Source organism: Bradyrhizobium sp. USDA 3315 (genome assembly GCF_054056795.1).
In genome coordinates this window covers 7,820,747-7,841,784 of record NZ_JBSRYP010000001.1, presented here as the reverse complement: position 1 = coordinate 7,841,784, position 21,038 = coordinate 7,820,747, and the positions used below count along the sequence as shown (strand labels likewise).

The following is a 21,038-nucleotide window of genomic DNA, read 5'->3' as shown; positions in this document are numbered from 1 at the left end:
AAGCTCCCGCCGGTCATGGCGCGATTTCTGCAATCGCACCATGACTGGAAGGTGATTGAAGTTTGCTGTTGTGCAGGACAACTTAAGCGTATGAGCGAACAACAGATCAAGATTACCCTGGCGCAACTCAATCCGACGGTCGGTGACGTCACCGGCAACGCCGCGAGGGCGCGCGCCGCGCGCGAGAAAGCCAAGGCCGACGGCGCCGACCTCGTGGTGCTGTCGGAACTGTTCATCGCCGGCTACCCGCCGGAGGATCTGGTGCTCAAGCCGGCGTTCCAGTCGGCCTGCCGTGCCGCGATCGAGGAACTGGCGCGCGAGACCAGGGATGGTGGCCCAGCGATGCTGATCGGCACGCCGTGGGTCGAGGACGGCAAGCTCTACAATGCCTGCGCGCTGCTCGACGGCGGCCGCATCGCCGCGCTGCGCTTCAAGGCCAATCTGCCGAATTACGGCGTGTTCGACGAGAAGCGGCTGTTCGCGCGCGGCCCGGCGCCGGGCCCGGTGACGGTGCGCGGCGTGCGTATCGGCGTGCCGATCTGCGAGGACATCTGGCTCGAGGAGTCCGAAGAATACGAGAACGTCGTCGAATGTCTCGCCGAGACCGGCGCCGAGATTCTCGTGGTGCCGAACGGCTCGCCCTATGCCCGCGACAAGGCCGACCTCAGGCTGTCGATCGTCGTCGCGCGCGTCACTGAGAGCGGGCTGCCGCTGGTCTATCTCAACGAGGTCGGCGGCCAGGACGAGCTGATCTTCGACGGCGCCTCGTTCGCGCTGAATGCCGATCTTTCCGTCGCGGCGCAGCTTCCGGCGTTCGAGGAGAACATCACGACGCTGACCTGGCGCAAGACCGCCGACGGCTGGCGCTGCAACGGGCCGATCACGGCGCAGCTCGAGGGCGACAAGGCCGATTACGCGGCCTGCGTGCTCGGTCTGCGCGACTATGTCCGCAAGAACGGTTTTCCCGGCGTGCTGCTCGGCGTCTCCGGCGGCATCGACTCGGCGCTGTGCGCGGCGATCGCGGTCGATGCGCTCGGCGCCGACAAGGTGCGCGGCGTGATGCTGCCGTTCCGCTACACCGCGCAGGTGTCGCTCGACGATGCCGCCAAGCTCGCCGCGGCGCTCGGCATCCGCTACGAGATCCTGCCGATCGCCGATGCCGTGAACGGCTTCGAGACGATTCTGGCGCCGGTGTTCAAGGGGCTGGACCGCGACATCACCGAGGAGAATTTGCAGGCGCGCGCCCGCGGCACGCTGTTGATGGCGATCTCCAACAAGACCGGCGCCATGGTGGTGACCACCGGCAACAAGTCGGAGATGTCGGTCGGCTACGCCACGCTGTACGGCGACATGAACGGCGGCTTCAATCCGATCAAGGACATCTACAAGACCGAGGTGTTTCGCCTGTCGAGCCTGCGCAATGGCTGGAAGCCGGACGGCGCGCTCGGGCCGTCAGGCGAGGTGATCCCGGTCAACATCATCATCCGGCCGCCGACCGCCGAGTTGCGCGAGAACCAGACCGACCAGGATTCGCTGCCGCCCTACGACGTGCTGGACGCGATCCTCGAGCGGCTGGTGGAGCGCGAGGAGCCGCTGGCGACCATCATCGAAGCCGGCTTCGACCGCGACGTGGTGGCCCGGGTCGATCGCCTGCTCAACATCGCCGAATACAAGCGGCGGCAGGCGGCGCCGGGGGTGAAGGTGACGCGGAAGAACTTCGGCCGCGACCGCCGCTATCCCATCACCAACCGCTTCCGCGATTTCGGCAAGGCGCTGCCGGCGCCCGACGAGACGCTGGTGGCGCGCACCTCGCGCGCGTCGGCGGAAGCGTTCGAGGGCTGAACTCTTCTTACCGCTTGGGAATGAAGGTCGGGCCGACGGTGCGGATCTGGCCGTCGCTCGCCGGCGCGGCCGGTGCCGCGGCGTCAGCGGCGGCGGGCTGCTGTTGAGCTGCGGCTGCGGGCGCGCCCTTCTTGCCGGCGGCGGCCTTGGTCTGGGCGCGCTGCTGCATCTTCCGCGCGCTCTCCTCGGTGACGATGATGTCACCCTGCTGCTCGGCGGACGCCTTGTCGTCGACCGCCTTCAGCGCCTCGGCCCAGCTCTGGCCGGCCGGCTTGCAGGAGCAGGACGGATTGAACTCGGTGCGGTACTTGAAGGCGTTCGGCAGCGACGAGTAGGACACGCCGCTGATCGAGACCGCCTGGTTGATGTCCTCGCCGGGATTTCGGTAGGTGAACAGGCTGGCATCCGCGGCAGGGCACTGCGCCTTGCAGATCTGCTCGTCGGCGGCGAAGCGCGCCTGCACGGTCGCGAACGAGATCGGGAAATAGGCGCCGTCGCAGGTGCGGACGCAGACGGTGCGGAAGGTGCCGGACTGGGCGCCATACTGCGCATCGGGCGGGGGCAGCGGATTGTTGGGATTGCCGCCGCCACCGCCGCCGAACAGGTTCTCGAGGAAGTTGCCGGGGCCACGCGCGGCCGCGGCATATTGCGGGCCGCAATTATTCTGCGCCAGAGCGGTCAGGACCGAACGGCGCTGGTTCTCGCGGTCGGCGCCGCCGAGCCCGCCCGAGCGCAGCCGCTCGAGATTGGCGGTGATCTGGTCGAGATTGGCGCGCATCTGCTGGATCTGGGTGTTGACCGGACCGCACTGCGCCGAATTGTTGTTGAAGAGCGAGAAGAATCCGGAGCTGTCGCAGCCCATGCGCCGGGCCTGCGCCGTCACGCGATCGAGCTCGCCCTGCTGGCGGGTTGCCGCGTCCTGATAGCGGCGGATCTGCTCGTCCTTGGCCGGGTCGCCGGAGCCGCCGCCGCGGTCGATCGCCGCCAGCTGGCCTTCGAGCCGGCCGCACATCGGATTGGCCTGCGGATTGGGCTGTGGCGCGCCTTGCGGAGCCGGACCGGGCGGGCCGGGCGGCACTTGCGCCAGGGCATGCATGGCGGGCAGGGACATGCCGGCCAGCACGGCGCAACTCAGAAACCAGCGGGAGAAGCGAGAACGGGAGCTATTGGGCATATCCGGCCATTAAAACGACGCCGCGCGGCGATCAACGCCAAAGCGCGCGGGCAAGGCCGCTGCAATAGCCGTTTCTCGGGGCAGCGTCACGTCGTTTCCGGGGCGCCGGTGTGGCAATAACCCCGTCTGGCCAGCGGCTTGGCTCAGCGCTGGCAGGTGATGGCGACGAATTCACCACAGCTGTTGCCGTTGCATTTTTCATTCGCGGCGTGCGGAACCGCACCGGTGATCTCGTCGGGATCGACGCGGCGGTAATTGGTGGCCTGCGCAAAATCGCGTGACCGGCAATAGGCGCGGGCGGCGGAGGCACCGCAGCGATCGCCGCGGGCGAGGCACTGGTCGATGCCGTAGCCGTCGGCCTGGTTGGCGACGATGAAGACGCGGCTGTCGGCCAGCGCGGCCGAGGAAACAAGGAAGGACGGAGCAATAAAGAGCGTGCAGGCAATCAATGCTGAAACAGGCCGCATGGTGCACCAGTGAAAATGGCGGGGAATCCGCAAGCGACCGGATACGCCCAAATCCTTAATAATGATTAACCATGAGGGCGTTGACGTGATTTCGGTGCGGAGCGGGTGGCTAACCGCCCGAAAACAGCCCCTTGACGCAATAATGGGGCCGTGAGACATGGTGGAACCATGAACGGCCACCTCGCCATCTGCAGCATTTGCCGCGAGATTATGAGCTAGCGATTCGCTGGCTGAGGCCGTCTTTTCTCAACACATGAGAGCATTGGACCGCCCGGCCGCAAGGGAACGGTTTCCATGGATTTGCGCCTCTACGATACGCTGACCCGGGAGAAGCGGCCGTTTGTGCCGCTCGATGCCGACAACGTCCGCATGTATGCCTGCGGACCGACGGTGTACGACTTCGCCCATATCGGCAACGGCCGCGCCGCCATCGTTTTCGACGTGCTGTTTCGCGTGCTGCGCCATCGCTATGGCGCCGATCACGTGACCTATGTCCGCAACGTCACCGACGTCGACGACAAGATCAACGTCCGCGCCGCGCGGGATTATCCCGGCGTGCCGCTGAACGAGGCGATCCGCAAGGTCACCGAGCAGACCTATCAGCAATATCAGGACGACGTCACGGCGCTCGGCTGCTTGCCGCCGACCGTGCAGCCGCGCGCGACCGAGCACATCCCGGAGATGCGCGCGATCATCGAGAAGCTGGTTGCCGGCGGCTTTGCCTATGTCGCCGAGGATCACGTGCTGTTCTCGCCGCAGGCGATGAACGCGGCCAACTCGATGTTGCCGCGTTACGGCGCGCTGTCGAAGCGTTCGCTCGACGAGATGATCGCCGGCGCCCGGGTCGATGTCGCGCCCTACAAGCGCGACAACACCGATTTCGTGCTGTGGAAGCCGTCGAAGCCGGGCGAGCCGTCATGGCCGTCGCCGGCAGGCATCAAGGTCGAGGGCCGGCCCGGCTGGCACATCGAGTGCTCGGCAATGGCCTGGAAGCATCTCGGCGAGAAGTTCGACATCCATGGCGGCGGCATCGACCTGGTGTTCCCGCATCATGAGAACGAGCTCGCCCAGACCTGCTGCGCGTTCCACTCCGACCGCATGGCCAATGTCTGGATGCACAACGGCTTCCTGCAGATCGAAAGCGAGAAGATGTCGAAGTCGCTCGGCAACTTCTTCACGATCCGCGATCTGTTGGCCGATCGGCCGGGCGAGGTGCTGCGGCTTGCCATGCTGAAGACGCATTATCGCTCGCCGCTCGACTGGACCGCCAAGGCCACCGAGGAGGCCGCGAAGACACTCGACGACTGGTACGCGGTCGCGGCCGACGCCGATCCCGGCGCGCCGTCGCCGGCGATGGTCGAGGCGCTCTACGACGACCTCAATACGGCGCAGGCGATGGCCGTGCTGCACGGCCTGCGCGGTGCTGCGTCGAGCAGCGAACAGAGCCGCAGGGAGTTTGCCGGCTCGCTCCGGCTGCTCGGCTTCCTGTCGGAGAGCGCGGCCGCGTGGGAGGCCCGCAAGCAGCAGGCGAGCGGTGTCGATGCCGCCGCGGTGGAAGCACTGATCACCGAGCGCACCGCGGCGCGGGCCCGCAAGGACTTCAAGGAGTCGGATCGGATCCGCGATCAGCTCGCCGCGATGGGCGTGGCGATCAAGGACGGAAAGGATGCCGAAGGAAAGCCGATCACCACCTGGGAGGTCGCGCGATGAGCCGCTCCGCGCCCGCCTTGCGCCCGTATCTGCCCGACGACGCGCCGCTGCTGGCGGCGATCTTCGCGGCCTCGATCATGGACCTGACCGGCGACGACTACAGCGAGGCGCAGCAGGAAGCCTGGGCGATGGCCGCCGACGACGAGGCGGCCTTCGGCAAGAAGCTCGCCGGCCAGCTCACGCTGATCGCGACCTTGCAGGGCGCCCCGGTCGGTTTCGCCTCGCTGAAGGGCGCCGATCTCATCGACATGCTCTATGTGCATCCGAGCGCGGTCGGGCAGGGTGTCGGCAGCGCGCTGTGCGATGCGCTGGAGAAGATCGCGAGCGCCCGCGGCACCAAGACCCTGAAGGTCGATGCCAGCGACACCGCGCTGGAATTCTTCCGCAAGCGCGGCTACGTCGCCCAGCAGCGCAACTCGGTCACTATCAACGACGAGTGGCTCGCCAACACCACGATGCAGAAGCAGCTCGATGGTGTCGCGACCCCGGGAGGCCACGCGTGAGCCGCGAGCGCCTCTATCTGTTCGACACCACGCTGCGCGACGGCGCGCAGACCAATGGCGTCGACTTCACCCTGCAGGACAAGCAGGTGATATCAGGCATGCTCGACGCGCTCGGCATCGACTATGTCGAGGGCGGCTATCCCGGCGCCAATCCGACCGACACCGAGTTCTTCAGCAAGAAGCCTGCGTTCGACCACGCACGCTTCACCGCCTTCGGCATGACGCGGCGGCCGGGCCGCTCGGCGTCGAACGATCCCGGGCTTGCCGGCATCCTCGAGGCCAAGGCGGACGCGATCTGCTTCGTCGCGAAATCCTCCGCCTACCAGGTCCGCGTCGCGCTCGAGACCACGAATGAGGAGAACCTCGCCTCGATCCGCGATAGCGTCGCGGCCGCGAAGGCGCTCGGCCGCGAGGTGATGGTCGACTGCGAGCATTTCTTCGACGGCTACAAGGAGAACCGCGACTACGCGCTCGCCTGCGCCAAGGCGGCCTATCAGGCCGGCGCCCGCTGGGTGGTGCTGTGCGACACCAATGGCGGCACCATGCCGCATGAGATCGAGACCATCGTCGGCGAAGTCATCAAGCAGGTGCCCGGCGCCCATCTCGGCATCCACGCCCATAACGACACCGAGCAGGCGGTGGCGAATTCGCTCGCCGCGGTGCGGGCCGGCGCGCGGCAGATCCAGGGCACGCTCAACGGCCTCGGCGAGCGCTGCGGCAACGCCAACCTCTGCTCACTGATCCCGACCTTGAAGCTGAAGCAGGAGTTTGCCGACAAGTTCGAGATCGGCGTCACCACGGAGAAGCTGGCGACGCTGATGAAGGTGTCGCGCACGCTCGACGACATGCTGAACCGCGCGCCCAACCGCCATGCGGCCTATGTCGGCGAAAGCGCATTCGTCACCAAGACCGGCATCCATGCCTCGGCTGTCATGAAGGATCCGCAGACCTATGAGCACGTGCTGCCGGATTCCGTCGGCAACCACCGCAAGGTGCTGGTGTCCGATCAGGCCGGCCGCTCCAACGTGATGGCCGAGCTCGACCGTGCCGGCATCGCCTATGACAAGAGCGATCCGCGGCTGACGCGGCTGGTCGAGGAATTGAAGGAGCGCGAGGCCGCGGGCTTCGCCTATGAATCAGCCAACGCGTCGTTCGATCTCTTGGCGCGCCGCACGCTCGGCAAGGTGCCGGAATATTTCAAGGTCGAGCAGTTCGACGTTAATGTCGAGCAGCGCTACAACGCTAACGGCCAGCGCGTCACCGTGGCGCTCGCGGTGGTGAAGGTCGATGTCGACGGCGAGCGGCTGATCTCGGCCGCCGAAGGCAACGGCCCGGTCAACGCGCTCGACGTCGCGCTGCGCAAGGACCTCGGCAAGTACCAGAAATATATTGATGGCCTGAAGCTGATCGACTACCGCGTGCGTATCCTCAATGGCGGCACCGAGGCGGTCACGCGCGTCTTGATCGAAAGCGAGGACGAGACCGGCGAGAGCTGGACCACGGTCGGCGTCTCGCCCAACATCATCGACGCCTCGTTCCAAGCGCTGATGGATTCGGTATTCTACAAGCTGGTGAGGTCAGGCGTGCAGGCGTGAGTGATTGAGCCGTCATTCCGGGGCGATGCGAAGCAGCGAACCCGGAATCCCGATATTCCGGGTCTGGTCCTTCGGACCATCCCGGAATGACAACGGGGAGGGAGTATCCATGATCGACCACGTCTCCGTCGGTGTCCGCGATCTGGAACGGGCCGCACGGTTTTATGAGCCGACGCTGGCCGCGCTTGGCCTGAGCCGCCTCGTCACGCGGCCGGCGACGATCGGCTTCGGCAAGGCCTATCCCGAATTCTGGATCAATCTGCGCGCCATGATGGCGCAGGTGCCGCATGCGAGCGGCACCCATATCTGCCTGCGCGCGAAGACCACCGCGGAGGTCGATGCCTTCCACGTCGCCGCGCTGGCGTCCGGCGGCCTCTCCGATGGCCCTCCGGGCCTGCGCCCGCACGACCGCGTGCGCTACTATGCGGCCTTCGTCCTCGATCCCGACGGCAACCGCATCGAGGCCGTGACGTTTCCGAGCGAGTAGGGTGACTTCAAACGGACGCTTGGTTAGACCCGTCATCCTGAGGCGCTCGCGAAGCGAGCCTCGAAGGATCGACGGCCACCAGCGGGGCCGTCGTGCTTCGAGACGGCCGCTCTGCGGCCTCCTCAGCATGACGGTCATGGAGCCGAAAGTGCGGCGAACAGTTACAGCCGCCGCGCCACTTCGGGCGCGAGTTCCTTCGCGGCCTCGGGCATGCGTGCCACCGCCGAACGCAGCCGTGGCAGGATCTCATCGACGCGATCGGCCATCAGGACGTTGATCGGCAGCGTCGGGCGGATGAACTCGGTCATGCGCATGTGGTTGAGCAGCGAGAGCAGGGGCTCCCAGAAATTGTCGATGTTGGCGAGCAGGATCGGCTTGTGGTGACGGCCGAGCTGCTGCCAGGTCAATTGCTCGACCAGCTCCTCCAGCGTGCCGATGCCGCCGGGCAGCGCGACGAACGCATCCGAGCGCTCGAACATCAGGCGCTTGCGCTCATGCATGTCGGGCGTGACGATCATCTCCTGAACCGAAGTCAACGCGTTCTCGCGCGCGCGCAGGAATTCGGGAATGATGCCGGTGACGGAGCCGCCGTGATCGAGCGTCGATCTCGCGACCGCGCCCATCAAGCCGATCGAGCCGCCGCCATAGACCAGGCGCACGTTGTTTTCGGCAAAGCTCTTGCCGAGTGCGACGGCAGCTTCAACGAAACGGGGATTGTTACCGGGGCCGGAGCCGCAATAAACACAGACAGTCTTGATTTGGTTCATACGTTCCTTGTGGCACTGCAGCGTAAACAGGGTCAAGACTCCCATATGGGGATGGAGAGCCAAAAAATCCCGTAAATTCCCGCGAATCGCGAACAATTTTCGTCATAAGCCTGTACGCCGCGTTCAAACGATCTATATGACGGGCACAATGGCAAACCGTGGAAAAGATGTGGCAGCGGACCGCCGCGCCGTGACCGCGCGGGCGGGCGCCTGATGGTGCCGCCGCAACAGAGTGTGACCGGCGCCGCACAGCCCACGGCCACGTCGCCGGCCGCCGAGAAGGGGACGCTGCTCGGCACCCTCGTTCATCTCTGGCCCTATATCTGGCCCGGCGACCGCGCCGATTTGAAGACGCGCGTGATCTGGTCGGTGGTGCTGCTGCTGTTCGCCAAGCTTGCCACGCTGTCGGTGCCGTTCACCTTCAAATGGGCGATCGATGCGCTGAACGGCACCGGCTCTGCGCCGGTTGCGGCCTCGAACTGGGTGGTCTGGCTGATCGCCTCGCCGGTGCTGATGACGATCAGCTACGGCGCGGTGCGCATCATCATGGCGGTGCTGACGCAGTGGCGCGACGGCATCTTCGCCCGCGTCGCCATGCATGCGGTGCGGCGGCTCGCCTACATCACTTTCGTGCACATGCACGAGCTGTCGCTGCGCTTCCATCTCGAGCGCAAGACCGGCGGCCTGACCCGCGTGCTGGAGCGCGGCCGCTCCGGCATCGAGACCATCGTGCGGATGGTGATCCTGCAGCTGATCCCGACCATCGTCGAGGTCGCGCTGCTGGCGGCGGTGCTGCTCTGGCAGTTCGACTGGCGCTACGTGCTCGCGGTGCTGCTCACGGTCGTCGTGTTCATGTACTTCACCTATATCGCGACCGAGTGGCGGATTGAGATCCGCCGCAGGATGAACGATTCCGACACCGAGGCGAATACCAAGGCGATCGACTCGCTGCTCAACTACGAGACAGTGAAATATTTCGGCGCCGAGGAGCGCGAGGCGCGGCGCTACGACCGTTCGATGGAGCGCTACGAGCAGGCCAGCGTGAAGACCTACACCTCGCTTGCGGTGCTCAACACCGGGCAGGCGATCATCTTCACCGCGGGCCTGACCGCGACCATGCTGATGTGCGCGTTCGGCATCCGCAACGGCACCCACACCGTCGGCGATTTCGTGCTGATCAATTCGATGATGATCCAGCTCTACCAGCCGCTGAATTTCATGGGCATGGTCTATCGCGAGATCAAGCAGGCGATCATCGACATCGAGAAGATGTTCGACGTGCTGGCGCGCGATCCCGAGGTGAAGGACATTCCGGGTGCCAAGCCGCTTGCGGTGTCGTCCGGCAGCGTGCGGTTCGAGGATGTCCGCTTCTCCTACGAGGCGGACCGGCCGATCCTCAAGGGCCTGAGCTTCGAGGTGCCGGCCGGCAAGACGGTTGCGATCGTCGGCCCCTCCGGCGCCGGCAAGTCGACGATCTCGCGGCTGCTGTTCCGTCTCTACGACGTCTCGAGCGGCCGCATCCTGATCGACGGCCAGGACATCAAGACCGTGACGCAAGCCTCGCTGCGCTCGGCGATCGGCATGGTGCCGCAGGACACCGTGCTGTTCAACGACACCATCCGCTACAACATCCGCTACGGCCGCTGGGACGCCGGCGACGACGAGGTGGAGGAGGCGGCGCGCCTTGCGCAGATCGACGGCTTCATCCGGATGTCGCCGCAGGGCTATGAGACGCAGGTCGGCGAGCGCGGCCTGAAACTCTCCGGCGGCGAGAAGCAGCGCGTCGCGATCGCGCGCACGGTGCTGAAGGCGCCGCCGATCCTGGTGCTGGACGAGGCGACCTCCGCGCTCGACAGCCACACCGAGCATGAGATCCAGGGCGCGCTGGAGCGGGTCTCGCGCAATCGCACCTCGCTGGTGATCGCGCACCGGCTGTCGACCATCGTCGGCGCCGACGAGATCATCGTGCTGGACCAGGGCCGGATCGCCGAGCGCGGCACCCACGCGCGGCTTTTGGCCGCCGACGGCCTCTATGCCAGCATGTGGAACCGGCAACGCGAGGCCGAGGAGGCCCGCGAACGGCTCGCCCAGGTCGATGACGACGGCACCGCGCCGAATCGGCTGCCGCCGGCGGTCACCGAAACGTCGGAGGATTCCAGCCCTGATGCGGGTGAGAAACCCTTGCCGACCGCCGCGGAATAGTCGATTTAGGGCCTCTCCCGCCAAATGGGGCGGGGAAACGCAAGCGAGCTCTGATGTCGATCGCCAACTCCATCCGCGCGCAGATCCCGCCGATCCACCCCGAGGGCTATCCCTTTATCGGCGGCTTCGCTCTGGCGAGCCTGATCCTGTTCTGGATCTGGACCCCGCTGGGTTGGATCGGGACGCTGCTGACCGTCTGGTGCGCGCTGTTCTTCCGCGATCCGGTTCGCGTGACGCCGCTGCGCGACGGCATCGTGGTATCGCCGGCCGACGGCCGCGTCTCGATGGTGGTGCAGGCGCTGCCGCCGGCCGAGCTCGGGCTCGGCGACAAGCCGCTGCCGCGGGTCTCGGTGTTCATGAGCGTGTTCAACTGCCATGTGAACCGCAGCCCGGTGGTCGGCCGCATCGACCGCATCGCCTACCGGCCCGGCGCCTTCATCAATGCCGAGCTCGATAAGGCGAGCGAGGACAATGAGCGCAATTCGCTCGTCATCTCGACCTCCAACGGGCGCATCGGCGTGGTCCAGATCGCGGGCCTCGTGGCGCGGCGCATCGTCTGCTTCGTCAAGGAAGGCCAGTCGATCGGCGCCGGCGAGCGCTTCGGCCTGATCCGCTTCGGCTCGCGGCTCGACGTCTATCTGCCCGAGGGCACCAAGGCGCTGGTCTCGGAGGGGCAGACCGCGGTTGCCGGCGAGACGATTCTGGCGGATTTCCGCAACGCCGATCCGGGCCGGACCTACCGCGCCGATTAACTCTGTTTCGCCAGCCCCATCAGCCGGTTCCCGCCGCAATGGCGGAGCCGGGCGGCGCTTGCTATATTCATCAGGCCATGACGCCATTCGATCCGAATTCCACCGAGTATCGCCGCCGCCGGTTCCGCCCGATCCCAGTGCGGATGCTGGTGCCGAACATGATCACGCTGCTGGCGATCTGCGCCGGCCTCACCGCGATCCGGCTGTCGACGGAAGGGCGGATGGAGCTGGCGGTCGCCGCCATCGTGTTCGCCGCGATCCTCGACGGCATCGACGGCCGCGTCGCGCGCATGATCAAGGGCCAGTCGAAATTCGGCGCCGAACTCGACAGCCTCGCCGACTTCGTCAATTTCGGCGTCGCGCCGGGCCTGATCCTGTATTTCTGGCAGCTGCATGAATTGAACAATGGCGGCTGGATCGCCGCGATGGTGTTCGCGATCTCCGGCGGCCTGCGGCTTGCGCGCTTCAATGCCTCGATCGACGATCCGAACAAGCCGGCGTTTGCCGCCAACTATTTCACTGGCGTGCCGGCGCCGGCCGGTGCGATCACCGTGCTGCTGCCGATCTATCTCGCCTTCCTCGGCGTGCCGATGCCGCCGGCGACGCTGACGGCGTTCTACACGCTGTTGATCGCCTTCCTGATGGTGTCGCGGCTGCCGGTGTTCTCCGGCAAGACCGTGAAGATGCGCGTGCCGCCGGAAATGGTGCTGCCGGTGTTCGTGTCGGTGGTGTTCATCGTCGCGCTGCTGATCGGCTATCCCTGGCACATCCTGTCGGCGGGCTCGGTGCTCTATCTGATCAGCCTGCCCTGGGGCTGGAAGTCCTACCGCCACCAGGAGCGCCAGCTTGCAGCGCAGACGCAGGCTGCAAGCGCGCCGGTGGCGGCGCAGGCCGCTGCTCCCTATACGGCGCCGGTCGCGGAGAGTGACCACGACGATCGTCCGACGCATCTGCACTGAGTGCGCCCTCGGTAGTCGACCGTCATCCTGAGGTGCGAGCCTTGCGGCGCAATTGCGCCGCCGGGCGAGCCTCGAAGGATGTACGGCCCGGCTCCGAGATTGGGGCCGTCGACCCTTCGAGGGACGCTGAAGAAGCGGCCACCTCAGGGTGACGGTGATAGAGTGGTTTCATTCCAGCAAATATCAGCCATGAGCGTGCCTCGGTTGGGTTCGCCTGCGATCTCGGCTATAGGCTGAGACGGCCCGCTCGAGCATGATCCGGAAAAGTGGAGACCGGTTTTCCGAAAAGATCATGCTCAAACAAAGAAATGAGATCATGATGCGTTTCCCTGGAAACGCATCATGATCTGACGCCAAAAATCAGGAGAGAAACGCCGTGACGACATCCGCTTCCGCCCCGCTTCCTGCATCCGTCCTTGAAGCGTTGGCGCGCTATGACACGCCGACGATCTGCAACGCGATGGAGATCGTCGCGCCGGAGCGCCGTCTGATCGGCTACACCGTGAAGCCGCTGGTCTGCCCGTTCCCGACGCTGCCGCCGATGGTCGGCTACGCCCGCACCACGACGATCCGCTCGGTGCTGAAATCCGGCCTCTCGGCCGAGGAGCAGTCGAAGCGCCGCATCGAATATTACGAATATGTCGGCACCGGCTTCGGCCCGCGCATCTCTGTCATCCAGGACATCGACGGCCCGGACGTCGGCTATGGTGCGTTCTGGGGCGAGGTGCAGAGCAACGTGCACAAGGCGCTCGGCTGCCTCGGCGTCATCACCGACGGCTCGATCCGCGACATCCCGCAATGGGCGCCGGGCTTCCAGGCGCTGGCCGGCTCGATCGGCCCGTCGCACGCCTGGGTGCATGCCGAGAGCTTCGGCGGCGAGGTCCGCGTCGCCGGCATGACGGTGCGTTCCGACGATCTGATCCACGCCGACAGCCACGGCGCGATCGTGATCCCCTATGAAGTCGCGGCGAAGCTGCCCGAGGCCGCCGAACTCTGCGGCCGCCGCGAGACCCCGATCCTGGACATCGCGCGCAGCAAGGATTTCTCGCTCGAGAAGCTCAAGGACGCGCTGAAGCGTTCGGCGGAAATCCACTGAGGCAGCACGCTTTGTCGATTTGCAGAACGGCGGGCCGGAAGGGCCCGCCGTTTTGCTTTCGATGTCAGGCCGGAGCCACCTTCGCGATCTCGTTCGCCCCGCGAACCGTCATGTCGATGGCGACATAGAAGATCACGGCGAGGCCGACATAGGCGATCCAACGGTGGTTCTGCAGCAGCCGCGCGATGAAGGAGGCCGCCGCGCCCATCATCGCGATCGAGAGCGCGAGGCCGAACACCAGCACGATCGGCTGCTCCCGCGCCGCACCCGCGACCGCCAGCACGTTGTCGAGCGACATCGAGACGTCGGCAACGATGATCTGCGTGGTGGCCTGCCACAGCGTCTTGCGCTGCCCCTTTGCGCCATCGGCATGTTCGGCCACGGTCTCGTGCGCGTCGGCGCGCAGCTCGCGCCACATCTTCCAGCACACCCACAATAGGAGGATGCCGCCGGCCAGCAGCAGGCCGACGATCTGCATCAGCTGCGTGGTGACCAGGGCGAACATGATGCGCAGCAGTGTCGCGGCACCGATGCCGATCAGGATCGCCTTGCCGCGCTGTTTCTCCGGCAGGCCGGCCGCGGCAAGGCCGATCACGACGGCGTTGTCGCCGGCCAGCACGAGGTCGATGACGACGACTTGCAGCAATGCGCTGAGGGCGTCGAGTGAGAACAACTCGGGCGAAAATAGTTCGGACATGGGTCATGTTCCCCTTGAGGTCGGGGAGCGGACCCTTTCGACGAAACCGGCTCTTGCCGTCATGCAGATGGCAAATCCACCGCGACGCCTACCGCGTCACGGGTCGAAGCAGGGCCACTCCAACTGAGTTCCAGTCCGACATCGCAGCTTGTGGCTGCCAGAGGGGCCCGGCCTGGGATTACGGTCGTGACACCGGACGCATTGCTGCTTCTTCCTCGAAGAACAGCGCCGCCTGATCCGGTTCGCCGAGGATCGCCGCTGCGCACCCCATGAAGGTGAACGCGCCGGCAAAATCCCACAGCGTGAGGTTCGCCACGGTTGAGCGCACGTGGATCACGCGCGCGGCAATCGCAGCAATGGCTGCCTGGACGAACAACAACAGGCTGAGCACGGGCAGCACGAGTGCAGGCTCAACCAGGCGGAGCGTCAGGACGATCGGCAGCGCGGTCAGCGCGCCGAACAACAGCAGCATGCCGAACGGCTCCAGCGAGGGAGTCTTTCGCAGCATCGTGTCTGGAATGATCGAGGACATTCCGGTCCTTTACCGATCCTGACTTGTCGTTCACGTCGAGGATATCAGAACGCGATCTCCTTGACGCGCGACGCGGCGCCGCGCGACCGCCGGCCGCGCGACAAGATGTACGTATGCGGTTCCGGAGAAGGCCCGAGCCCCCGGGGGTGATCTTGGACGCCATTTTGGCGCCGCCGGCGCGGTGGCATGCCATGGCAAAGTCCGCTCGGCGCCTTTATCTTTGCTGACAGCGCTGGGCGAACGATCGAAAGGCAATTTCGATGAATATGGCAGGCAAGACGGTGCTGATCACCGGTTCCACCGATGGCGTCGGCCGCTACGTCGCGATGAAGCTGGCGTCGGCCGGCGCCCGGGTCCTGATCCACGGCCGCGATACCAAGCGGGCGCAGACGCTCGCCGACGAGATCAAGCGCCTCAGCGGCCGCGAGCCGATGTTCTACCAGGCCGATCTGTCCTCGCTCACCGAGGTCCGCGAGTTCGCCCAGCTGGTGCTCGACGATCAGGAACGCCTTGATGTGTTCGTCAGCAACGCCGGCATCGGTTCGCAAAACGAGGGGCCGGCGCGGCAGACCAGCAAGGATGGCCACGAGCTGCGCTTCGCTGTCAACTATCTCGCCGGTTTCCTGCTCGCGCATCTGTTGCTGCCGCGGCTCAAGGCGAGCACGCCGGCGCGCATCGTCAATGTCGCGTCGCTCGGCCAGCACCCGATCGATTTCGGCGACGTGATGATCACGAAGAACTACAGCGGTGCGCGCGCCTATGCGCAGAGCAAGCTGTCGCAGATCATGTTCACCATCGACCTGGCCGCGGAGCTGGAAGGCTCCGGCGTGACCGTCAACTCGCTGCACCCCGCGACCTACATGAACACCACGATGGTGCGCGCCAGCGGCGCGACGCCGATCTCGACCGTCGAGCAGGGCGGTGATGCCATCCTGCGTCTGGTCCAGGACGACGATGTGGCAGGCCGGAGCGGGCTGTTCTTCGACGGCAAGCGCGAGGCGCGCGCCCATGCCCAGGCCTATGACGCCGAGGCGCGCAAGCGGCTCAAGGCGTTGAGCCTGACGCTCACCGGGCTGCGGGCTTCCTGATCCGGCGCGAGACCGGCGCACTTTGGACGCGACCTTGGGCGCGGATCGCCTCGAACAGGCGCTTGCATGCGGCCGGAACGCCGCGATCCGGCACCGTCGCAATGCCGAGCAAGAGACCCGGCTGCGCGCGCTTCGGTGAGAAATACCAGGGCGAGAGCGGGGCGGGCGCCAGCCCGTGCGCGAGCAGTGCCCTGACGATCTCGACATCGGCGGTCTTGTCCGGCAGCGTCAGCATGACGGCGAGGCCGGCAACCTGCACGTCGTTGCTCCAGCTCCGTAGCGCCGTCGTTAGCGCATCGCGGTTGTTGCAATAGGCCCGCTTGGTTCGCCTGAGATGGCGGATGTAGTGACCATCGCGCATGAACTCCGCGGTGGACAGCTGCACCGCTGGGCCGGGAGCGGGGACCAGGCACGTCGCGACATCGGCGAACTGCGCCGCCAATGGCTCTGGCGCAACCAGGAAGCCGAGGCGCAGCGTCGGCGAGATCGTCTTGCTGAAGGAGCCGAGATGGATCACCCGGCCGGCGCGATCGAGCGAGGCGAGCGCCGGCGCGGCACGGCCATCGAGCTGCAATTCGCCGAGATAGTCGTCCTCGATGATGAAGGCTCCGGTTTGGGCGGCCCAGTCGAGCAGCTGCGCGCGACGTTGCGGCGACAGCGGCGGGCCGAGCGGCGCCTGCTGGCCCGGGGTCACGACCGCGAGCGCCGCGTCGGGGGCGTGCTTGAGACCGTGCTCGACATCGATGCCGTTGGCATCGACGGGGATCGGGACGACCTCCAGCCGGCCGAGCTCGAGGCCCTTTCGCGTCAATGGAAATCCCGGGTCTTCCATCCACGCGCGGCGGCCTTCGAGGCCGAGCACGCGCATCGCGAGGCCGAGTCCTCCGCTGAATCCCGAGGTGATGACGATCTGCGCGGGCGAGCATTCGAGCCCGCGCGCGATCGCGAGATGCGCCGCGATCTCGCGTCTCAATTCGAGCTCGCCGCGTGGATCGACATAGCGCATCACCGCGCTCAATTCCGCCCGGACGGCGCGCGCGCGGATTCGCGCCAGCAGCTTGGCGGGGAGGCTATCCTGCGCGGGGACGCCCATCCGGAAGTGTCCCTGACCGCTCAGATCGCGAAACATCTCCACGACCGATCCGGGAGCGACCGGCGCATCGGGCTTGGCGGCCTTCCTGGGCCGCCTCGCGACGGTGGTGCCGCCCGCCTTCGACGACACGATGTGCTGGGCGTCCGACAGCTTGTCATAGGCCGCCCGCACGGTGCCGCGCGCAACGCCGAGCTGCGCGGCAAGGTCGAGCCACGATGGCAGCCGGGCGCCCGGCACCAGCACGCCGTTGTCGATCGCCGCCGCGATCGCCTTGCGGATCTGCTCGGAGAGCGGCGTCCTGGCCGACCGGTCGAGCGCGATGGGAAGCGGGTTGGACATGGCCCGTGGTACACCAATTCGGTTCATTCTTGGTGCTTCTTTTTGGCCATGCGTGCCCGCATCTATCCGGTAGCAATGGAGGCACGAGATGAAGACCTTGATGACGACGCTGCTGGCCTGCGCGGCGCTTGCGACCCCGGTGATGGCGCAATCGGTGACGCCGAAGTTCGAGCACATGATCACGAACATTCCCGGCAAGTCGCTGATCGCGGTCGAGGTCAACTTTCCGCCCGGCGAGCCGTCGGCGCCGCATCATCACGCCAAATCGGCGTTTCTCTATGTCTACGTGCTCCAGGGCGCGATCGAGAGCCAGCTGGAAGGCGAGGTCGCGCATGTCTATCGGGCCGGCGACAGCTTCTTCGAGCCGCCCGGCGCGCATCACGTGCTCGGGCGCAACGCCAGCGCGACCGAACCGGCGAAGCTGCTTGCGGTGTTCGTCGTCGACAGCAACGACAAGGCGCTGACTGTGTTCGACAAGGAAGGACACAAGCAATGAGCATGCGGATCGACTACAACAAGGTCGCGCCAGCGGGCATCAAGGCGCTCGGCGGCGTCTATGGCTACATCACGCAAAGCGGGCTTTCCGCGCAGCTCGTCGAACTGGTCTATCTGCGGATATCGCAAATCAACGGCTGCGCCTATTGCCTGGACTCGCATACCCGCAGCCTGCTGAAGATGGGCGTCAAGGTCGAGAAGCTTGCGGTGCTGCAGGTCTGGCGCGAGGCCGAGGCGCTGTTCGACGCCGAGGAGCGCGCCGCGCTGGCCTGGGCCGAAACCGTCACCCGCGTGGCGGAGACCGCGATTCCGGATGCCGATTACCAGGCGGCCCGCGAGGTGTTCAACGAGAAGCAACTGGTCGACCTGACCATCGCGATCGGCCTGATGAATACGTACAACCGCATCGCAATCGGCTTCCGCAACCCGCCGCAGGCCGTGGTCGAGCATTCGGCTGCGGCGGCTTGATCTTGGCAGGATGGGTCAACTCCTCGACAGGAGCAACTCATTCGTTGCGGGCCGCATGCTCAGCAGCAGGAGTGCGCCGGAGAGCAAGTACAGCGCCATGACGAAGTACATGCCATAGATGTTGTCGCCGGTGTTCCGCACGATGAACCCGGTGATCGACGGGCTTACCGCCGGACCGAGGTTTCCGAGGCTGGTGACGAGGGCAAGGCCGCCGGCCGCCGCGCCTGCTGAGAGATACTCACTGGTCAATGCATAGAAAAGCGGCGGCGCTGACACAAACCCGATGACGGCGAAGGAGAGAGCCAGGATCGAACCAACAAAAGTGCCGTGGAGCAACATGAGAAAGAACAAGCCGCCGGCGGCAATCGTGACGCAGGTCGCATAGTGCCAGCGACGCTCATGCCGCTTGTCCGAATGACGACCGATCAGGATCATGCAGACGATACCCGCAGCGTTGGCTACTGCGTGATAGACGCCGACCAGTAGCGGATCCTTTACTCCCCAGCTATGGATCAGGGTCGGCATCCAGAATACCATCGTGTAGTTGGCGCCCAGCAGACAAAAACAGGCCAGCGACAACAGGTAGACCTTCGGGTCTCGCAGCAGCTGCCGGAACGTCCCCGAGGTCGCCTTCACGATGTTCTCTTCGTCATGCTGTAAAGCATCGTCCAGCAGCGCCTTCTCCCCCTTCGAGAGCCACGCGGCCTGGAACGGCTTGTCCTTGAGCAGGTAATACACGAGAACGCCGAGGATTGGCGCGGGCAACCCCTGGATCAGAAACAGCCATTGCCAGCCGTAAAGACCGCTGACGCCGTCGAAATACTTCAGGATCGAACCACACAGCGGACCAGCGATGAACATCACAATGGGGGGCGCCGACGCGAGGATCGCGATGACCTGCCCGCGCCTTACCGACGGGTACCAGTACGTCAAGTACAGCAGCACGCCCGGGGCGAAGCCGGCCTCAAAGACACCAAGGAAGAACCTCGCCGCATAGAACTGGAGCGGCGTCGATACGAACATCATGGCGGTCGCCGCCAATCCCCAGAGCACCATGATCCGCAACAGGGTCTTGCGCGCGCCGATCCTTTCCAGAAGAAGATTGCTGGGCACTTCAAACAGGAAATATCCGACGAAGAAGATGCCCGCGCCGAGCCCGTAGACTGCATCATCAAACGGCAGTGTCTGCTTCATCTGAAGCTGTGCGAAGCCGATGTTGATGCGGTCGAGAAAGGCGACCATGCTGGCGATCAGTAGCAAAGGTATAAGGCGCCAGTCGACCTTCGCGAACACGGCCTTGTACGCCGGGTTCTCCAATATCGGCGACGATGACTTGTTTGCAGCAGGCAGATGCATTCTTGTTCCTTCCAAAATATGCTTTTGCCTATGATGTCCTTCAAACCAGTCGCTGCTCCATTGCGCGCGAGTAATGGTCTGACCTCGAAAGCTCAGGTGACCTTTGCCTCGATGACGCTGAGACGCCCGGCCGGATAGGTCGCGGTGTGAGTAAAGCCGGATTCGCGAAACAGCCAGACGTACTGCTTTTCCGTTCTTTCGAGACCGCCAGGCCCGCGAAGCATGAGCAGATCGGTCAGCGTCTGTTCCCTGTGCGCATCGCTTACGCTCGGGAATTCCGGCATGATCCGTTCGATAAGCAGGAGCACGCCACCTCCGGGGAGCGCCCTTCGACAGTTTGCGAGGATGACCATGCTGCGCTCATCGCTCCAATCGTGAATAATGTTCTTCATGACGATGGCATCCGCGATCGATGGAATCGTCTGGAAGAAATCGCCGGCCATGAATTCGATGCGATCACTGAGCCCGCTGCGCCTCAGGTGGCCAGTCGCGGATTCGGCGCAGCGCGGAAGGTCGAAAATAGTCCCTCGGATATGCGGATGCTGCCCGGCTATGGCGCCAACGAGTTCGCCGGAGCCGCCGCCGACATCCATGAGATGAGCGAACGCACCGAAGTCGTAGGCCCCCAGGATATCCGGAATCGCCAGACGGGTCCCCTCCGTCATAGCCGCATTAAATATGCTGACCATCTCCGGATCGCGCGCCATCAGATCAAAGCTGTTTTCATGGTCAAGCAGTTGCGCGGCGGTCTTGCCGGTCATGATCGAGTCCTGTAGCCCGGTCCACGATTCGGTCAGAAATTGGCCTTCAAAGATCGTCCAGTTCTTGAGGGACTGGGTTGCGGCCCCGTCAAGGCAAGCCCCCAGTTCGGTCAATGCGTATCGCTCTTCAGCGACCGTGCAAATGCCTATGGTCGAAAGCGCGGTCAGCAGGCGGCGGAGCGCCTGCTTGTTCGCACCGGTCGCCTCGACGAGTTCGCCAAGGGGCCGCGATCCATCGCGCAGGAGCTCGGCGATCCCCAGCTTCGCGGCGACATAGATGACCGCGGTCACGCGCTGCGACTGAATAAGGTGCAGCAATCTTGCGGATGCTTGGACAGAGGCCATCGATCATTCCCCCTCATGTTGCTCGTTGGTGCCGGTCCAGCACTCCCGGGCAAACCTGCTCAGGCTCGAAAGCGGCGCGCTGCGCGGCATTGATTGGCCGATCCTGATCTCGGTGTCGGTGACGCCGGGACCGCATCGCCGGTCCGTCCCCGCAACTGGGGAAGGGTTGAAACCTGAAATACTTAGCGCAGTATGGATGACAGAACTGATCATGGAGGCCTGCCTGGCGCTGACCGCTTTTGGTGGATCGCTGCTCGGGACGGTTTTGCTATCCCGCGCCGCAAGATGATGCTGTACAATTGCCGCCAGG

Annotated in this window: 21 protein-coding genes; 13 read left to right on the top strand and 8 right to left on the bottom strand. The window is 65.2% G+C overall.

Annotated elements, in window-relative coordinates; all coding sequences use genetic code 11:
• Positions 1-90 precede the first annotated feature (90 nt).
• Positions 91-1,842 (top strand): NAD+ synthase, encoded by a 1,752-nt coding sequence (locus ACVIYL_RS36875; protein WP_057017264.1) that lies wholly within the window; start codon positions 91-93, stop codon positions 1,840-1,842.
• Positions 1,843-1,849: 7 nt separating this feature from the next.
• On the opposite strand, the gene ACVIYL_RS36870 is transcribed toward ACVIYL_RS36875, so the two are convergent.
• Both ACVIYL_RS36870 and ACVIYL_RS36865 read right to left on the bottom strand, forming a co-directional pair.
• On the bottom strand, positions 1,850-3,016 hold the full coding sequence (locus ACVIYL_RS36870) for a DUF2865 domain-containing protein (protein ID WP_375167093.1): 1,167 nt from the start codon (positions 3,014-3,016) through the stop codon (positions 1,850-1,852).
• A 143-nt stretch (positions 3,017-3,159) separates the two neighbouring features.
• Positions 3,160-3,483 (bottom strand): hypothetical protein, encoded by a 324-nt coding sequence (locus ACVIYL_RS36865; RefSeq protein ID WP_253610037.1) that lies wholly within the window; start codon positions 3,481-3,483, stop codon positions 3,160-3,162.
• Between the two features lie 294 nt (positions 3,484-3,777).
• On the opposite strand from ACVIYL_RS36865, the gene cysS reads away from it, so the two are divergent.
• The 4 genes from cysS (at position 3,778) to ACVIYL_RS36845 (ending at position 7,778) form a co-directional block, all read left to right on the top strand.
• Positions 3,778-5,193, top strand: coding sequence for a cysteine--tRNA ligase (gene cysS, locus ACVIYL_RS36860; protein WP_253609176.1), 1,416 nt, complete (start codon positions 3,778-3,780; stop codon positions 5,191-5,193).
• Positions 5,190-5,696 carry a GNAT family N-acetyltransferase gene (locus ACVIYL_RS36855; RefSeq protein WP_141340545.1) on the top strand — a complete coding sequence of 169 codons (507 nt, stop codon included), beginning with the start codon at positions 5,190-5,192 and terminating at the stop codon, positions 5,694-5,696. Before cysS ends, ACVIYL_RS36855 begins: the two co-directional genes overlap by 4 nt.
• A complete protein-coding gene (cimA, locus tag ACVIYL_RS36850; protein ID WP_253609175.1) occupies positions 5,693-7,291 on the top strand; it encodes a citramalate synthase in 1,599 nt (532 codons plus the stop codon). Before ACVIYL_RS36855 ends, cimA begins: the two co-directional genes overlap by 4 nt.
• A 109-nt stretch (positions 7,292-7,400) precedes the next feature.
• Entirely contained in the window at positions 7,401-7,778 is a 378-nt protein-coding gene (locus tag ACVIYL_RS36845) for a VOC family protein (protein ID WP_253609174.1), read from the top strand.
• Positions 7,779-7,939: 161 nt separating this feature from the next.
• On the opposite strand, the gene ACVIYL_RS36840 is transcribed toward ACVIYL_RS36845, so the two are convergent.
• Complete coding sequence (locus ACVIYL_RS36840) at positions 7,940-8,545, bottom strand: LOG family protein (protein ID WP_253609173.1); 606 nt, start codon at positions 8,543-8,545, stop codon at positions 7,940-7,942.
• 213 nt (positions 8,546-8,758) lie between these two features.
• Here ACVIYL_RS36840 and ACVIYL_RS36835 point away from each other — a divergent pair, with 213 nt between their 5' ends.
• The 4 genes from ACVIYL_RS36835 (at position 8,759) to ACVIYL_RS36820 (ending at position 13,554) form a co-directional block, all read left to right on the top strand.
• A complete protein-coding gene (locus ACVIYL_RS36835; RefSeq protein ID WP_253609172.1) occupies positions 8,759-10,747 on the top strand; it encodes an ABCB family ABC transporter ATP-binding protein/permease in 1,989 nt (662 codons plus the stop codon).
• Between the two features lie 53 nt (positions 10,748-10,800).
• Positions 10,801-11,499 (top strand): phosphatidylserine decarboxylase, encoded by a 699-nt coding sequence (locus ACVIYL_RS36830; RefSeq protein ID WP_016846296.1) that lies wholly within the window; start codon positions 10,801-10,803, stop codon positions 11,497-11,499.
• Between the two features lie 77 nt (positions 11,500-11,576).
• Complete coding sequence (gene pssA, locus ACVIYL_RS36825; protein ID WP_253609171.1) at positions 11,577-12,458, top strand: CDP-diacylglycerol--serine O-phosphatidyltransferase; 882 nt, start codon at positions 11,577-11,579, stop codon at positions 12,456-12,458.
• Between the two features lie 376 nt (positions 12,459-12,834).
• Positions 12,835-13,554: an RraA family protein gene (locus ACVIYL_RS36820; RefSeq protein WP_028344569.1), complete on the top strand. Its 720-nt coding sequence runs from the start codon at positions 12,835-12,837 to the stop codon at positions 13,552-13,554.
• A 64-nt stretch (positions 13,555-13,618) separates the two neighbouring features.
• On the opposite strand, the gene ACVIYL_RS36815 is transcribed toward ACVIYL_RS36820, so the two are convergent.
• Positions 13,619-14,251 (bottom strand): TerC family protein, encoded by a 633-nt coding sequence (locus tag ACVIYL_RS36815; RefSeq protein ID WP_253609170.1) that lies wholly within the window; start codon positions 14,249-14,251, stop codon positions 13,619-13,621.
• 178 nt (positions 14,252-14,429) lie between these two features.
• Entirely contained in the window at positions 14,430-14,723 is a 294-nt protein-coding gene (locus tag ACVIYL_RS36810; protein WP_229159760.1) for a hypothetical protein, read from the bottom strand.
• A 320-nt stretch (positions 14,724-15,043) separates the two neighbouring features.
• On the opposite strand from ACVIYL_RS36810, the gene ACVIYL_RS36805 reads away from it, so the two are divergent.
• Positions 15,044-15,871: an SDR family NAD(P)-dependent oxidoreductase gene (locus tag ACVIYL_RS36805; protein ID WP_253609169.1), complete on the top strand. Its 828-nt coding sequence runs from the start codon at positions 15,044-15,046 to the stop codon at positions 15,869-15,871.
• Here ACVIYL_RS36805 and pdxR read toward each other — a convergent pair.
• Positions 15,849-17,303 (bottom strand): MocR-like pyridoxine biosynthesis transcription factor PdxR, encoded by a 1,455-nt coding sequence (gene pdxR / locus ACVIYL_RS36800; RefSeq protein WP_253609168.1) that lies wholly within the window; start codon positions 17,301-17,303, stop codon positions 15,849-15,851. The genes ACVIYL_RS36805 and pdxR overlap by 23 nt on opposite strands.
• Positions 17,304-17,391: 88 nt before the next feature.
• Here pdxR and ACVIYL_RS36795 point away from each other — a divergent pair, with 88 nt between their 5' ends.
• Positions 17,392-17,799: a cupin domain-containing protein gene (locus ACVIYL_RS36795; protein ID WP_253609167.1), complete on the top strand. Its 408-nt coding sequence runs from the start codon at positions 17,392-17,394 to the stop codon at positions 17,797-17,799.
• Complete coding sequence (locus tag ACVIYL_RS36790; RefSeq protein ID WP_168855732.1) at positions 17,796-18,266, top strand: carboxymuconolactone decarboxylase family protein; 471 nt, start codon at positions 17,796-17,798, stop codon at positions 18,264-18,266. Before ACVIYL_RS36795 ends, ACVIYL_RS36790 begins: the two co-directional genes overlap by 4 nt.
• 15 nt (positions 18,267-18,281) lie before the next feature.
• On the opposite strand, the gene ACVIYL_RS36785 is transcribed toward ACVIYL_RS36790, so the two are convergent.
• Together ACVIYL_RS36785 and ACVIYL_RS36780 are read right to left on the bottom strand one after the other, a co-directional pair.
• Entirely contained in the window at positions 18,282-19,622 is a 1,341-nt protein-coding gene (locus tag ACVIYL_RS36785; RefSeq protein ID WP_092085594.1) for an MFS transporter, read from the bottom strand.
• A 92-nt stretch (positions 19,623-19,714) separates the two neighbouring features.
• Positions 19,715-20,728 (bottom strand): methyltransferase, encoded by a 1,014-nt coding sequence (locus ACVIYL_RS36780; protein WP_456780874.1) that lies wholly within the window; start codon positions 20,726-20,728, stop codon positions 19,715-19,717.
• Positions 20,729-20,756: 28 nt separating this feature from the next.
• Here ACVIYL_RS36780 and ACVIYL_RS36775 point away from each other — a divergent pair, with 28 nt between their 5' ends.
• Positions 20,757-21,017: a hypothetical protein gene (locus ACVIYL_RS36775; RefSeq protein WP_143029653.1), complete on the top strand. Its 261-nt coding sequence runs from the start codon at positions 20,757-20,759 to the stop codon at positions 21,015-21,017.
• Positions 21,018-21,038: the final 21 nt, after the last annotated feature.

Coding starts and splice junctions, on each gene's coding strand:
- ACVIYL_RS36875 (WP_057017264.1), top strand. CDS start 91: ATGAGCGAACAACAGATCAAGATTACCCTGGCGCAACTCAATCCGACG.
- ACVIYL_RS36870 (WP_375167093.1), bottom strand. CDS start 3,016: ATGCCCAATAGCTCCCGTTCTCGCTTCTCCCGCTGGTTTCTGAGTTGC.
- ACVIYL_RS36865 (WP_253610037.1), bottom strand. CDS start 3,483: ATGCGGCCTGTTTCAGCATTGATTGCCTGCACGCTCTTTATTGCTCCG.
- cysS (WP_253609176.1), top strand. CDS start 3,778: ATGGATTTGCGCCTCTACGATACGCTGACCCGGGAGAAGCGGCCGTTT.
- ACVIYL_RS36855 (WP_141340545.1), top strand. CDS start 5,190: ATGAGCCGCTCCGCGCCCGCCTTGCGCCCGTATCTGCCCGACGACGCG.
- ACVIYL_RS36845 (WP_253609174.1), top strand. CDS start 7,401: ATGATCGACCACGTCTCCGTCGGTGTCCGCGATCTGGAACGGGCCGCA.
- ACVIYL_RS36840 (WP_253609173.1), bottom strand. CDS start 8,545: ATGAACCAAATCAAGACTGTCTGTGTTTATTGCGGCTCCGGCCCCGGT.
- ACVIYL_RS36835 (WP_253609172.1), top strand. CDS start 8,759: ATGGTGCCGCCGCAACAGAGTGTGACCGGCGCCGCACAGCCCACGGCC.
- ACVIYL_RS36830 (WP_016846296.1), top strand. CDS start 10,801: ATGTCGATCGCCAACTCCATCCGCGCGCAGATCCCGCCGATCCACCCC.
- pssA (WP_253609171.1), top strand. CDS start 11,577: ATGACGCCATTCGATCCGAATTCCACCGAGTATCGCCGCCGCCGGTTC.
- ACVIYL_RS36815 (WP_253609170.1), bottom strand. CDS start 14,251: ATGTCCGAACTATTTTCGCCCGAGTTGTTCTCACTCGACGCCCTCAGC.
- ACVIYL_RS36810 (WP_229159760.1), bottom strand. CDS start 14,723: ATGCTGCTGTTGTTCGGCGCGCTGACCGCGCTGCCGATCGTCCTGACG.
- ACVIYL_RS36805 (WP_253609169.1), top strand. CDS start 15,044: ATGAATATGGCAGGCAAGACGGTGCTGATCACCGGTTCCACCGATGGC.
- pdxR (WP_253609168.1), bottom strand. CDS start 17,303: ATGTCCAACCCGCTTCCCATCGCGCTCGACCGGTCGGCCAGGACGCCG.
- ACVIYL_RS36795 (WP_253609167.1), top strand. CDS start 17,392: ATGAAGACCTTGATGACGACGCTGCTGGCCTGCGCGGCGCTTGCGACC.
- ACVIYL_RS36790 (WP_168855732.1), top strand. CDS start 17,796: ATGAGCATGCGGATCGACTACAACAAGGTCGCGCCAGCGGGCATCAAG.
- ACVIYL_RS36785 (WP_092085594.1), bottom strand. CDS start 19,622: ATGCATCTGCCTGCTGCAAACAAGTCATCGTCGCCGATATTGGAGAAC.
- ACVIYL_RS36780 (WP_456780874.1), bottom strand. CDS start 20,728: ATGGCCTCTGTCCAAGCATCCGCAAGATTGCTGCACCTTATTCAGTCG.